The following is a 14,067-nucleotide window of genomic DNA, read 5'->3' as shown; positions in this document are numbered from 1 at the left end:
GCTAAAGGAGCGCGCTCATGTCCATAGATGAAAAGGTCAAGGAACTGAACGAGAGGAAAGAGAGGCTGAAGCTGGGAGGGGGGCGGGCCAGGATCGATCAGCAGCACGCCCAGCAGAGCCTTACCGCGCGTGAACGCATCGAGACGCTGGTGGACAAGGACAGCTTTCAGGAAGTGGGACTGTTCGCCAGGCACCGCTGCACCAACTTCGGCATGGCGGGCAAGGAGTTCCCCGCCGAAGGCGTGGTGACCGGCGCCGGAACCGTTGCCGGGCGCCTGGTGCACCTGGCGAGCCAGGATTTCACGGTGGCGGGCGGCTCGGCCGGCGAGGTGCACAGCGACAAGATCGTCCAGGCGATGCAGTCCGCGTTGAAGACCGGCACCCCCTTCGTTTTCATGAACGACTCGGGGGGCGCCCGCATCCAGGAAGGGATCGACTCCCTGGCCGGTTACGGCAAGATCTTCTACCACAACGTGATGCTCTCGGGCGTGGTGCCTCAGATCTCCCTGATCTGCGGCCCCTGTGCGGGCGGCGCCGCGTACAGCCCCGCACTCACCGACTTCATCATCCAGACCGCCAGCGCCCGGATGTTCATCACCGGCCCCTCGGTGATATGGGAAGCCACCGGCGAGGAGATCACCGCCGAGGCGCTGGGCGGACCGCTTTCGCAGATGAACTACGCGGGAGTGGCCCATTTTGTCGCGGAAAACGACCTCGTGGCGCTGCGCATCTGCAAGCGGCTGCTTTCCTTTCTCCCCTCCAACAACCTCGAGGACCCGCCGCAGCTTCAGGCCGACGACATCGTGGTGCCGGACAAGACCCTCAACACCCTGGTCCCGACCGATTCCAAGAAGGCTTACGACGTGCGCCAGGTGATCAACCGCCTGGTCGACGGTGGGGACTTCCTTGAGGTGCAGCCTCTGTTCGCCGGCAACCTCGTGGTGGGCTTTGCCAGGATCCTCGGGCGGAGCGTGGGCGTGGTGGCGAATCAGCCGAGCGTCCTGGCCGGCGCCCTCGACATCAACGCATCGGACAAAGGAGCGCGTTTCGTCCGCTTCTGCAACGCCTTCAACATCCCGCTGATCACGCTGGTGGACGTTCCCGGTTTCCTGCCGGGGGTGCAGCAGGAGCAGGGGGGGATCATCCGCCACGGTGCCAAGATGCTGTTCGCCTATTCCGCCGCGACCGTCCCCAAGGTCACGGTGATCATGCGCAAGGCCTATGGAGGGGCGTTCCTCGCCATGTGCGGCAAGGAACTGGAAACCGACCGCGTCTTCGCCTGGCCCACCGCGGAGATAGCCGTGATGGGGCCGCAAGGTGCGGTCAACGTGATCTTCAGAAACGAGATAGCCCAGGCGGAAGATCCGCAGAAGAGGCGTCAGGAGCTGATCGAGTCCTACCAGGGCACCTTCGCCACCCCGTATGCCGCGGCGGCTAGGCGGGACGTGGACGACATCATCGAGCCTGCCGAGACCCGGCGCCACCTGGCCATGACGCTCGACATCCTGCACACCAAGCGCGAGTTCCGCCCCATGAAGAAGCACGGGTTGATCCCGCTGTAAGGAGGAGGCCGTGGAAGAAAGCGCAGGGAACCATGAGGAGATAACGCCGGAACTGCTGATGGTGATGTCGGCGTCGATAGCGGCCTACCTGGGCAGGAACGTCCGCATTCGGAAAGCGAGGTTCGTCGACCCGATGCAGGCCAACGCGTGGGGACAGTCGAGCCGCGTGGTGCTGCAGGCGTCGCACAACCTCAACATAAGGCACGCGTAGGTGCGTCGCATTCGCAAGGTGCGATGCCCTCACCCCCGCTCTCCCGGAGGGCGAGGGGAGATACCTCCATTTTCTCCCCGCCTCCCTCCTCCGGGGGGAGGAGCTGGAACCGGATGTGTTCAGCGAACAGCAAAGCGATAAGGAGACCACCGTGCAGCTCATCATGACCATCGACGGGAAGAAGTACCGAGTGGATGTGGAAGTCGAGGAGGGCGAAGAGGTCCGGTTGGCCGAGTCCTATCCGACCACGACGGTGCAGGCGGCACCGGCGGCGATGTCTGGCATGCCGATGGCCGCTCCCGCACCGGTAACCGGCGCACCGCCGGGAGGCGTGTCAGCGGGTTCGGACAAGATCTGCCGCAGCCCGATCGCCGGCGTTGTCTTCAAGGTGGTGGCCCAGGTGGGGCAGCACCTTGAGGTCAACGACCTCCTCGTGGTCCTCGAGGCCATGAAGATGGAAACGAACATCACGGCCCACATGACCGGCAAGGTCGAGAAGATCCTCGTCACCGTCGGGGAGGCCGTCCAGCCGGGACAGGCCATCGCCGAATTCGCCTGATTTTGATGCTTTAAAACATATAGTATTTTTTGAATATAAGAGGTATCATCGGCGGTAGTGGTAGTACAAAGGCTGTAAAGGAGGCAAGCGATGAGAAAGGTAAGGCTGTTACTGCTGGTTCTGCTAGCCGCGTTCTTTGCTGTCTCGACCGGCTATGCCGCTGAGCACAGCTTCAAAGCAAAATTGAGCCCGAAAGAGGAAGTCGGCAAGCCCGACGTCAAGTCTTCCGGCAAGGCGGAGTTCAAGCTCAGCAAGGACGGCAAGGAGCTGACCTACAAGCTCTACGTCAAAAACGTCATGGACGTCAGCGCGGCCCACATCCATGTAGCCAAGAAAGGGGAAAACGGCCCGCCGATCGTAGGGCTCTTCAGCGGCAGCAAAAAAGGGAAATTCTCGGGCGTCCTCTCTGAGGGTAAGGTCGGGGCCAATGACCTGATGGGTGACTACAAAGGCAAATTCGACGAACTGGTTAAACTCCTGAGGTCCGGCGACACCTACGTTAACGTCCACACCGACAAATACCCCGACGGCGAGATCCGCGGGCAGATCAAATAACGCAGCGGCTATCCCGACTGCATCATAAAGCCCGCCGGCAGCGGCCCTTTGGACCACCTGCCGACGGGCATTTTATTTTTAACGATCCTCGTGCTTGGTAACCCCTCCCCTTGCGGGAGGGGGGAGATGTGGTCGCCCCCACAGAAGCAGAGTCCTTTTAAGCCTCGTCGAGCAGGACCACCTCACCCGGTTCGATGTCGGGCCCCGCTGGAAGTTCCACACCCAATATCCCCTTCGCCTCGTGCTCGGGCAACTCCTCGATCCCCTGCATCTTGCGCTGGATGCGGCGCGTTCTGGTCGCCGCGGTGTCGATGCTGGAGGAGGCCTCGTCCAGTTTCTTCCGGGTCTTGTCCAGCAGGGTCCCGAAGGTCATGAACTCGGTCTTGATGGCGCCCAAAAGCCGCCAGACGTCGCTGCTGCGCTTCTCGATGGCGAGGGTCCTAAAGCCGAGGCTGAGCGACGACAGGAGGGCGGCGATGGTGGTGGGGCCGGCGACGATGACCTTGTGCTCGCGCAGGATGGTGTCGAAAAGGCCGGGGCGGCTCAGCACCTGCGCGTAGCTCGCCTCGTTGGCGAGGAACATCACGGCGAAGTCGGTGGTCTCGGGAGGGGCAAGGTACTTGTCGCAGATCAGCTTGGCCATCCCCTGGACGGTCTTGTCGAACTGCCTGGTCGCATCCGCTACCGCAGCCTGGTTCCCCTGCTCCTGGGCCTCAACAAGGCGCAGGAAATCCTCCTGCGGAAACTTGGCGTCGATGGGGAGCCACAGCGGTTTGTCGTCCCGCCCCGGGAGCCTCACCGCAAACTCGACGCGGGCGTCGCTGCCCGGCTTGGTGGCGACGTTGGCGCCGTACTGGTCCGGGGTCAGGATCTGCTCCAGGAGGTTGTGCAACTGCACCTCGCCCAGCGTACCCCGGGTCTTGATGTTGGAGAGGACCTTTTTCAAATCGCCGACGCCGGAGGCCAGCGACTGCATCTCGCCCAGCCCCTTGTGCACCTGCTCCAACTGCCCGCTCACCTGCTTGAAGGATTCGCCCAGGCGCTTCTCCAGTGTCTCGTGCAGTTTCTCATCCACCGTGGCCCGCATCTGCTCAAGCTTCTTGGAGTTGTCCTCCTGCAGCCACTTGAGCCTGACTTCCACCGTCTCGCGCAGTTTGTCCAGGCGCTGCTCGTTGCTGGCGGTGAGGTTGGCGAGCTGCTGCGTGAAGCCGTCCATCTGCCCCTTCTGCAGGGAGGCGATATCCACCATCCTTTTTTGCACCGCTTCGCCGAACTGCCGCAGGTTGCCTCCCAGTTCCTCGCGGTTGCGCCGCAGCTCATCCTGCAGGGTTCGCTCCAGCCGCTCCAGCCCCTTCTCCAGCTGATCGAAGCGTGCCTCCGAGGAGGACAGACGCTTCAAGCCCAGGTAGCACAACAACGTTACCGCCAGTGTGGCGGCCAAAAGCAGCAGGGCAATCAATTGCAGGACGTCGGCGCTCATGGTTACTCCGGCAGAGAGTTCAGAAAGTCGATCAGGGTCTTGTTGAAGATCTCGGGCTGTTCCATGTTCAGCATGTGCCCGGCCTTGTCGATGATCCTGCTTTTGCAGCCGGGCAGGCCGTCGATGAGCACCTTTGCCACCTCCAGGGGGGCGGCGCGGTCTTCGGCTCCGGCCAAAACCAGCGAGGGGAGCTGGAAAGATTTGAGGTCCTCCACGTAATCTTTTCTGTCCCGCATGGCTAGGAGTCCCCCCGCCAGCCCCTTGGGGGCGGCGTTGCGCATCCAGGAGGTGACCAGGGCGATCAATTCGGGATTGCGCTCAGCCGTTTCGGTGGCGAAAAGCAGTTCCGCGAAGATCTTGATGACCGGGTTCGCGCCCAGCCGCTCGGCCTCGGCGGCCATGGCGCTTCTGCGCGCTCGTCCCGCCTCGTCGTCCGCGTTGGCGCGGGTGGCGATGAAACAGGCGGCGCGGACCCGGTCCGGGTAGCGTTCCATGAGGTTCAAAAGGACGTAGCCACCCATGGACATGCCGCCCACCACGGCCTTCTCGATGTCGAGTGCATCGAGGAGTCCGACGATGTCGTCGGCAAAGAGGTCCATGCTGTAGCCCCCTGCGGGGGCGTCGCTGGCTCCAAAACCGCGCAGGTCGGGAGCTATGACGCGGAAGCCGGCCTCGGCTATGGGCGTCAACTGCGGCTGCCACATCTGGCGGTTAAGCGGAAAGCCGTGGATGAGCATCAGGACGGGGCCGGTGCCAACGTCATCGTAGGCGAGGTTTATATCATCAATAGAGATGTTCATGGTTGCTCCTTAGTGGTGGGAGTTGGGACAAGCTGATGCGAGTCAGGCTGTGGTCCCCCAGAGACGGCCGCGCAGGCCGGACCTTCGGACCACCCGCCGCTCCACGGTGGTCAGGAAGAGGTCGTTGGTGGCGAGCACTTCCACTGACTTTTTGGCACGGGTGATGGCGGTGTACAGCAGCTCCCTCGTCAACACCGGGTTGTCGCGGTCGGGGAGGACCAGGAGCACCTTCTCGAATTCGGAGCCCTGGCTCTTGTGCACGGTCATGGCGAACGCGCACTCGTACTCGGGGAGCCTGAGCGGCAGCACCTTCCTCATCCCCCCGGAACCGGAAGGGAAGAAGGCGCGCAGCTCTCCGCCGTTCTCGGCGTCGGGGAGGATCAGTCCCACGTCGCCGTTGAACAGCCCCAGGTTGTAGTCGTTCCTGGTGATCATCACCGGTTCGCCGGCGTACCAACGTCCGTGGGGATGAATCAGCCCGGCCTGTGCCAGTCGCTGCCGCACCAGCTGGTTGATCGCCTCGACCCCGTACGGGCCGCTGCGCATGGCGCACAGGATACGGAACCGGCTGAACTGTTCGAAGGCCTCCTCCGGCGTTTCCTCCGCCAGGTAGGCGCGGTAGCCGTCGGTGATGCGCTTGGCAAGGGCCTCGGCAAGGCCGGCGGTGGGGGGGAGCGAGGCCAGCGAGACATCCGCAAGGGCGGGGTCTATCGAGGCCGCCAGGGCGCCTTGGGCGTCACCCGCGTTGACCAGGGCGGCGACCCTGCCGATACCCCCGGCGGACGAGAAGCGATAGCTCTTTTGCAGCAGCACGACCGCGTCGCCGAGCGGGCCGAGCCCGGGCTGGACCTCGACCGCGTCACCTGCCACGTCTGCGGCGAGTTCAGCGAATTCGGGGGAGAAACCGTGCGCGCCGCCGGTGTCGCACATGTCGCCCAGAACGGCGCCGGCCTCGACTGAAGCGAGTTGGTCCCGGTCACCCAGGAGGATCAGGCGGGTGTCCTGCCGCAGCGCACAGACCAGCTTCGCCATGAGCGGCAGGGAGACCATCGACGCCTCGTCGACGATGACGACGTCGTAGGGGAGGGGGTTGTCGCTGTTGTGGCGGAAGCCGCTGGAACCCTTGAGGTAACCGAGCAGCCGGTGCAGGGTGAAGACCTCCTCCGGGATCAGCTCGCGTACCGCCGGATCGGCCTTGTCTACCCCTCCGGAGATCGATTCCTTGAGGCGCGCGGCGGCCTTGCCGGTGGGGGCCGCCAGGGCGATGCGGAGGGTGCTCCCGGCTCCGGCGGTCTGGGCCTGCTCCAGCAGCAAGGAGAGCACCTTGACCACGGTCGTGGTCTTGCCGGTTCCGGGGCCGCCGGAGATGACGCAGAAGCGCCTGGTGACCGCGGCCAAGGCGGCGAGGCGCTGCCAGTCGGTCTCGCCCTGCGTGGGGGGGAACAGGCGCGCGAGCCCCTGGCGCAGCTGTTCGCGGTCAAACGGCGCCGGTTCTCCTCGGTTCAGGATCGCCTCGGCCAGTTCGTTCTCGTAGCGCCAGTAGCGCTGCAGGTAGAGGCGGCCCGTGGGGTCCAGGATGAGCGGTTTGAACTCCCCGGGGGCGCCGACTGCGGGCGAGGCTTTCAGTCGGTCGCACCAGGTCGCCGCCGATTCCAGGCGGAATCCCGCAGCACGCCCATCCTCCAGCGCGGTGTCGAGATCGAGGCAGACGTCGCCCGCGGTAACCCCACGGCTCAACAGCGCGGCGGCCGCCTCCAGGTGCTGGTCGCGGCTCCCCGCCAGGCGGCAGATGAACGCGGCGAACTGCCTGTCTATGTCGTTGAGTTGAACTCCTTCAGGAGTCATGGCATCACCTAAAATCGTCTAACAGGGATACAAGGGATACAAGGATAGAATCAGGAGTGTTAATCCCTTTCATCCCTGTTAATAAAGGTCAAGGCTCAATTGCCCCACTACTTCGGCCTTCTTTGACTTTTTGCCGGCCGCACCTCGCGCGGGCCAGCCAGTTGAAGCTGTGGCCGGCGCGGAGAGCACCGATTCCGGCAGCAGTACCCCGGCAAGTTCCTGGATGAACTCCTTGGGCGGCCGGTCGGCGAAGACGCCGTTGCCGGTGCCGTCGACGCCGCGCAGGAACAGGTAAAAAATACCGCCGAAATGCCGGTCGTAATCGTAATCCGGGATGCGCAGCCCCAGGTAGCTGTCCAGCGCCACGGTGTAGAGGAGGTACTGCAGCGGGTAGAAATTTGCCTCCATCCCCCTTTTCAGCGCCGCCCTCCCGTAATCCCCGGGGGTGTTGCCGAGGTGGTTGGACTTCCAGTCCACGATGTAGTAGCGCCCGTCCTGCTCGAACACGAGGTCGATGAAGCCGAGCAGCATCCCCCGCACCGGCGCGAAGGAAAGATGGTTGAACAGTTCCGCCATATCCACCGGGAACGCGGCCGCCGCGCCATGTCGGGCCATGAAGCGCGCGACTGACTCCTTGAGGCGCTCGGAGGTGACCTGGGCCAGCGGGAAGAAGAATTCCAGCTCGGTCAGCCGCCGCTCCAGGGGGACCTGCGCCAGGGTGATCCCTTCGTCTCCCAGCGGCGCCTGCAAGACGTTCAGCACCATGTTACGCACCGCGCCGCTCCAGTCCGCGGAAAAGCCGTGCTTGTCCAACTGGTCCTCGACCAGCGGAGCGAGCAGGTGCTCGGCCTGGGTGAAGTCCAGGTCCTCGAAGATCTTGTGCAGGAAGATGCCGGCCTTGGCACCCTTGGGGAAAGCGAAGATGCCGGTCGGCTCGACGTCGCGCACCGGGTTTTCCTCGACCGGGGTGGTCTCGTCGCGGTCGGGCAGTTCGGCGGTGTGATGCTGGCGGCTGGAAAGGGAGGTGAAGCTCGCCACGCGCCAGTCGCGGGTGATGGTACCGGTGAAGCGGGCCGCTGCCAGCTCGGGCAGCTGATCGTCGCCGGCATGGAAGCCGAGCAGGTCGGCGGCCGGCATCACCAGTTGCTCGATGCTTCCGGCGGAGACCGCGGCAAGCTCTGCGAGCCGTTCCCTCATGTCCTCATCGGAGAGCGTCACCTGCCCCTTCGCGGTCTCCTGGTCCGGGTGCAGCAGGTAGTGCAGCGAACTGTCGCCGGCGTCCTTGAAGGCTCCCCAGATGACGTAGGTGCGATGCTTGCCGCGGGTGAGGGCGACGTAAAGCAGCCGCAGGCTCTCGGCCAGCGCTTCCTGTGCGGCCTTTGCCTTGCTCTGCTCCAGATCCTCCGAGCCGATGTCCAGCACGACCTTGCCGTTGTCGTCGTGGAAGAGCGCCCCCTCGTCCTTGCCGCTGACTTCGGCCCAGCAGAAGGGGAGGAAGACGATGGGGTACTCGAGCCCCTTGCTCTTGTGGATGGTCACCAGCTGGACCGCGGCTTCGTCGGTCTCCAGGCGGACCTCGTACTCCTCCTTCTTGGGCTCCTCGGTGATGCGGCAGGAGAGCCAGGCGACCACCCCTTCCATCCCCAGCCGCTCCCTGACCTGGGCCTGGTGGATGGTCTCGATGGCATGCAGCACGTTGGTGAGGCGCCGCTCCCCCATCGGCCCGGACAAGAGCCGCTGCCGCACCTTGCGCTGCTCCAGGAACTGCAGCGCCATCGCCATGCAGGAAGCCGAGTTCCACGTGTCGTGGTAGCCCCGGAACTCCTCCAGGATTTCCTCCCACCTCTCCTCGTCGTGGACCAGTTGTGCGAGCTCAGAACCGGTGACCCCCACGAGGTCGGTGGCGAGCGCACCGCGCAAGAGCGCCTCGTGCCCGGGCTGGGCCACCGCCGAGAGCAGCCTCAGCAGTTCCGCCGCCTCGTCGGTTTCGAAGAGGTTCCCCGCGCTGCAGAGGACGCTCGGGATCCCCCTGCGGCTCAAGGCCTGCTGCATCAGCCTGGCCTGCCGGTTGGCCCGCACCAGGACCGCCACGTCGCGGGGGCGAACCGGCCGCGGCACCCAGCGCTCCTCCTCGCCCTCCTGCTTGAGTTCCTCGATGGTGAGGTCCCCCGCCGCGCCGCCACGCAGGATGCGGGCGATCTCGGAGGCGACCGTTTCCGGGAGCAGGTCCCACGCCTCCCCCTTGTTGATCGGCTTGCCCTCCTCCTTGCGCGGTGCGAACCAGAACTTGAGCGGCGCCGTCCGTTCCCCCCGCTCGGTGAGGATGCTCCGTTCCTTCGGTGCCGCCTCGACCTCGTTGAAGCCGATCTTCTCGTGCAGGAACGGGAGCTCCCGCGAGGTGAAGAGCTTGTTCACCGCCGTGATCAGTCCCGGCTCGGACCGGAAGTTCTGCAAAAGGGTGTGGCGTTTTTCGGTCGCGTCGGCCGCCCCCAGGTAGGCGAAGATGTCGGCGCCGCGGAAGCTGTAGATGGCCTGCTTGGGGTCGCCGATCAGGAAGAAGGGGGCCTCGTATCCCACCGGGTAGATCGCGTCGAAGATGGCGAACTGGACCGGGTCGGTGTCCTGGAACTCGTCGATCAGCGCGGCCTGGAAGCGCTCCCGGATCAGCCGCGGCAGCGTCGAGCCGGCGCGGGTCAGGGCGGCATGGAGGTCGCCCAGCAGGTCGTCGAAGCAGCGCACGTTCTTGAGCCGCTTTCTCTTGGGTAGCTCGGCGCGCAGGTAGTCGAAGAAGTTGCGCTTTAGTGCAAGGAGCCAGTCGGCGTCCCCCTCGGTGTCGGCCGGGGGATCCGGGATGACGGCGGCGTAAGGATCGCTGCAGACCCTCTTGGCCAGCTTGAGCAGGGAGTCCGGCGAGATCTTGGCCCGGTCGGCCGCCGCGATCCTGTCGACGGGCTCGCCGTAGCAGTTGATGCGCCAGTAGTCCTGTGCGATCTCCTTGAGGATCTTTTCCTGGTCGGTCAGAAGTTCGGTATCGCACAAAGAGCCGCTTTCGAAGGGGTTGTCCTGCAGCATCCTCTGGCAGAAACCGTGGATGGTGAAGATGGCCGCCTCGTCGAAGCTGCGCACAGCGCTCGCCAGAAGGCGCCGCGCCTTGGCGGGGTCAGGTGTCCGCTCCAGGAGTCCCGCGATCAGGAAGTCGTCGCTGTTACCGGTCTCGAAGGAGGTTTCGGCGTCCTTGAGCTTCTGCCGGATGCGCTCCTTGAGCTCCTTGGTGGCGGCCTCGGTGAAGGTGACCACCAGGATGCGCGACACGTCGAGCTCCTCCTCGACCACCAGGCGCAGGTACACGCCGGCGATGGTGAAGGTCTTGCCGGTGCCGGCACTCGCCTCGATCAGGTTGCGCCTGGCAAGCGGGGTATGTAGGAGGTCGAATTTCTTCATTTGGTATCCTCCCTCTCCCTGCGGGAGAGGGGCGGGATGAGGGCCGTCGGCAACCTATCCCTTCGTGGCGTCGCCCTCACCCGGCCTACGGCCACCCTCTCCCACAGGGAGAGGGGTAGGTGGGGGTAGTCGTTACTTCTTCCTGCCGCTCTTCACCAGGTTGTCCAGGATTGGGTCCCAAACCGCGCGGGCCAGGGCCTGGAAGTCCTCGTCGAGCGGGGGAGCCTCGCCGAAGCAGCGGCGGCAGTACTCGTCCTTGACGTCACCCTTCTTGTACTCGCTGCCCTGCCAGGCCGCAGCGGCGGCGCCGAGAGCCTTGGCGGCGTTTTTCGGTTCGCGGGCGTTCTTCACGTACTCGAACGAGGTCTCCGGGAAGAACTTGAGCGGAGAGCTCATCCCCTGTTGGTAGAGCTCCAGGAGCCGGTTCAGGTGCCCTTCGCTGTCGTCGATGGCGGGGAGGTTGACGGTGCTCTTCGCGGCGACGAAGGTGCTCTGCAACGGGTACCCTTCGGCCTGCACGCAGTTGAGCGCCAGGTGTTCGACCCAGAGCCGCAGTTGGTCCTTCGGCTTCAGGTCGGTGTAGCGGTAGCGCACCATCCGGTCGCTCCCCAGGTTTTCGAGCCGCCCGATGATGCGCCCGGCAGGGAGCCTCAGGTCGATGTCCAGGGGAGGGAGCGGCTCCCCGGCGGCCACCTCGCTCACCTTCGCCGCGAATTCCGCTGCCGGCTCGCCCAGCTTCTGGTACAGCGCGGCGCCGCAGACCCCGGGGGGGAGATCGCCGCGGGCGCAGGCTACGGTCAAGGGGACTTCCAGCCCCTCCCCGCGCAGCACCGCCGCCACGATTTCCTGCTCCAGCTGGTACTTCTCCAGGGATCCCAGCGCGAACGGTTCCACCTCTTCCAGCGGGTCATCCCCTTCCACTATGCGGACCCCCAGCCTGCGCCGCAACAGCTCCTTGGACGGGTTGCACAGGAAATCCACCAGGGACTTCAGGGTCACCGTCGACGACTCCTCCCACGGGGGGAGGGGGGTGGCCAGGAACGGCACGGGGGGGGCGGGGGGCAGGAGCTTCGCCGCGGCGCCGGCGCAGTTCTGCTGGGAATAGCTGAAATGCCCGTTGTCGCCGGTAAAGTACCTGGGGCTGAAGGGCTGCAGCGGGTGGCGCCGCGACTTCCCCGCGGGTTTCCCCTCGGAGGTTACGAAGCACCTCCCCAGGTAGTCCTGCAACTCGCTGACCAGCACGCAGGGGGGGAGTTCCGCGTTGTCCTTGATGCCCTGTCCCACGTAGCTTATGTGCAGCCGCTTCCGGGCGGAGAGGAGCGCCTCCAGGAACAGGTACCGGTCCTCGTCGCGCGGCGAGCGGTCACCGGGGCGGTGCTCCCTGGTCATCAGGTCGAAACCCTGGGCGGGGTTTTTGCGCGGGAACTGCCCCTCGTCCATGCCGATCAGGGCGACTACCGGGAACGGGATGCTCCGCATCGGGAGCATGGCGCAGAAGGTGACCCCGCCGGTCAGGAAGCCGAGACCCCGCTCCGAGCTCCCCAGTTGCTGTTCCACCCAGTAGCGCACCACCTCGATGCCGATTTCTTCCTCGAAACCGGCCTGGCTGCCGCACTCTCCGAGCTTCTTCACGATCTCTATCAGGGAGAGGAGTTCGCGCTCCCCCTCCTGGTCCGGCAGGATGAAGTCGTCCAGGATCCGGCGCAGCACCGGCACCCACTCCGCAACCCGCCTGGGGCGGGAGAGTCCCTGCGTCTCGGCAAAGAGTTTTTCGCAGAAGGAGAGGAAGCGTCCCAACACCAGCGCCACGCCCCCCTCCATGTCGTCGAACGGGAGGATCTCGTTGTAGAAGGAGCGGCCGTCGCCGTTCATCGCGTAACCCAGGAGCAGCCGGTCCAGCCCGGCCGCCCAGGAGTTCTCGTGGAAAGGGGGGACGCCATGCTCGGCGCGCTGGACGGCGTCGATCCCCCACCTGATGTTGGCCCCCCTGAGCCAGTCGCGCACCGTCTCCAGGTCGTCCTCGTTGAGCCCGAAGCGGCGCGCCACCGGCGCCGATTCCAGGATGTCCAGCACGGTGGCCACCCCGTAGCGGCCGCCGCACAGCCCGAGGATGGCGAGCAGCGCCTGGGCCCCTTCCCCCTCGTTTTTGAGGCTGCGGTCCGCGATGGAGTAGGGGATGCGCTCGGCGCCGGTCTCGGGGTTGCCGAAGACGGCGGAGATGTAGGGGGCGTAGCTTTCGATGTCCGGGGTCATCACCAGCACGTCTCGGGGGGAGAGCGACGGGTCTGCGTCGAAGATGGAGAGGAGGGTGTCGTAGAGCACCTCGACTTCCCGCATGGGCGAGTGGCAGGAGTGCACCTCGAGGGAGAGGTCGCCCGACTCGACCTCGCGCACGCCCGCGTCGGCGCCGCGCAGCTCCACAATGTCGGCCTGGACCTCATGCAGCAGCGAACCCTGCGGGAGCTCCGAGAAGCTGTCCTGCCTGTCGTGCTCGCCGCAGCCGTCGATGATGGCTGCGAAGAAGTCGCGTCCGAGCTTCCCCCAGGAGGCGAGCAGGGGATTCCCCGTCTCGTACCACTGCTCCGCGCCTTCTCCCTGCTTCTCCAGCCGTGCCAGCTCGCGCTCGGAGACGATCTCGCCCCAGTACTGGCGGCAGGGGTTCAGCAGGAACAGGTTTACCTCGGCGTGCCGGGCGAGGCGGGCCAGGACCTCGAGATGGAACGGCGGAAGCGACGGGATGCCGATCACGGAGATGCGGCGCTGGTCGGGGAGCCGGCCGCCGGCCAGCGCCTTGCGGAACTCGTGCAGCAGGCGGGCGCGGTGCTTCTGCGAGACGTCCCCGCTGAGGGCGCGCCAGAGCTGCGCCTGCCAATGCTCTTCCTTTCCCTGCTCCCACTCCATGAGCTTTTCGGGGCGGTAGACGGTGTAGCGGTCGAAGGTGTCTGCGACGCGCTGGGCAAGCTGCATCCGCTTCAGCCCGTCCGCGTCGTCCGAGAGGTATCCCGCGATCTCCTCGAAACCGGGCTTTCCCCCCGCCTGCTGCAAGAGCCCCAGGATTCTCCAGGTCATCACCTCGGGTGAGAACAGGGGGGCCTGCTCCGGCGCGTCCGGGAGCACCTTGGCGAAGACCTGCTCCACGAAGCGGTTGGGGAAGAGGAACTCCCCGTTGGCCCAGACGCCGATCCGCGCCGCCAGCTCCATGGAAAGCCAGCGCTGCATACCCTTGCTTTGCACCACGATCAGTTCCTTGTCGAACGGGGTGCAGGGCGCGCGACGCGGCGCGCGGACCACCTTCTCCAGGCGGTCCACCAGGTGCTCCATCTGGTTGCTGGTGTGGATGTACAGGGGCATCGATCCTCGTGGTGCGGGGGGATACGGGCTTTTCCGGGGGGGGAGGCCCCAGCCCCGCGGATTGGAAAACATATCATATCCTCCCGCGACTGTCTCGGTGAAAAGAGGCCTGCGGGCGGCGCTGTGCCCCCTTCCGGGTGCTTGCATTGCGCGCCGCTTTGGATATATTTTGTCTTTGTGTTTCCTAATTAATGGCCGGTTCCGCCTCGTTGTCCCTTCACCGTCGACTCGCCGGTCCGATGATCCGGGCCTGCGCGGCATGC

9 protein-coding genes are annotated in these 14,067 nt (G+C 65.3%); 4 read left to right on the top strand and 5 right to left on the bottom strand.

Annotated features, from left to right (window positions below; translation table 11 throughout):
- Positions 1-17: 17 nt before the first annotated feature.
- The 4 genes from KOM00_RS00375 to KOM00_RS00360 all read left to right on the top strand — a co-directional run bounded on the left by KOM00_RS00375 (position 18) and on the right by KOM00_RS00360 (position 2,887).
- Complete coding sequence (locus KOM00_RS00375) at positions 18-1,562, top strand: acyl-CoA carboxylase subunit beta (protein WP_216496857.1); 1,545 nt, start codon at positions 18-20, stop codon at positions 1,560-1,562.
- 10 nt (positions 1,563-1,572) lie between these two features.
- The gene (locus KOM00_RS00370; protein WP_216497207.1) at positions 1,573-1,773 is read left to right on the top strand and encodes a hypothetical protein; all 201 of its coding nucleotides are present in this window, start codon (positions 1,573-1,575) and stop codon (positions 1,771-1,773) included.
- Positions 1,774-1,888: 115 nt separating this feature from the next.
- Entirely contained in the window at positions 1,889-2,332 is a 444-nt protein-coding gene (locus tag KOM00_RS00365) for a biotin/lipoyl-containing protein (RefSeq protein WP_328757771.1), read from the top strand.
- Positions 2,333-2,422: 90 nt separating this feature from the next.
- Complete coding sequence (locus tag KOM00_RS00360) at positions 2,423-2,887, top strand: CHRD domain-containing protein (protein ID WP_216496856.1); 465 nt, start codon at positions 2,423-2,425, stop codon at positions 2,885-2,887.
- Between the two features lie 157 nt (positions 2,888-3,044).
- On the opposite strand, the gene rmuC is transcribed toward KOM00_RS00360, so the two are convergent.
- From rmuC to recC, 5 genes are all read right to left on the bottom strand, one after another.
- A complete protein-coding gene (gene rmuC / locus KOM00_RS00355) occupies positions 3,045-4,367 on the bottom strand; it encodes a DNA recombination protein RmuC (RefSeq protein ID WP_216496855.1) in 1,323 nt (440 codons plus the stop codon).
- Positions 4,368-4,369: 2 nt separating this feature from the next.
- Positions 4,370-5,167: an alpha/beta fold hydrolase gene (locus KOM00_RS00350; RefSeq protein ID WP_216496854.1), complete on the bottom strand. Its 798-nt coding sequence runs from the start codon at positions 5,165-5,167 to the stop codon at positions 4,370-4,372.
- Positions 5,168-5,209: 42 nt separating this feature from the next.
- The gene (gene recD, locus KOM00_RS00345; protein WP_216496853.1) at positions 5,210-7,012 is read right to left on the bottom strand and encodes an exodeoxyribonuclease V subunit alpha; all 1,803 of its coding nucleotides are present in this window, start codon (positions 7,010-7,012) and stop codon (positions 5,210-5,212) included.
- Between the two features lie 78 nt (positions 7,013-7,090).
- Entirely contained in the window at positions 7,091-10,453 is a 3,363-nt protein-coding gene (recB, locus tag KOM00_RS00340; RefSeq protein ID WP_216496852.1) for an exodeoxyribonuclease V subunit beta, read from the bottom strand.
- A 132-nt stretch (positions 10,454-10,585) separates the two neighbouring features.
- Positions 10,586-13,804: an exodeoxyribonuclease V subunit gamma gene (gene recC, locus KOM00_RS00335; protein WP_216496851.1), complete on the bottom strand. Its 3,219-nt coding sequence runs from the start codon at positions 13,802-13,804 to the stop codon at positions 10,586-10,588.
- Between the last annotated feature and the right edge of the window lie 263 nt (positions 13,805-14,067).

It is taken from the genome of Geomonas diazotrophica (genome assembly GCF_018919385.1).
GTDB classification, from domain to species: Bacteria; Desulfobacterota; Desulfuromonadia; order Geobacterales; family Geobacteraceae; genus Geomonas; species Geomonas diazotrophica.
This window is presented reverse-complemented; position numbering and strand designations above follow the sequence as displayed.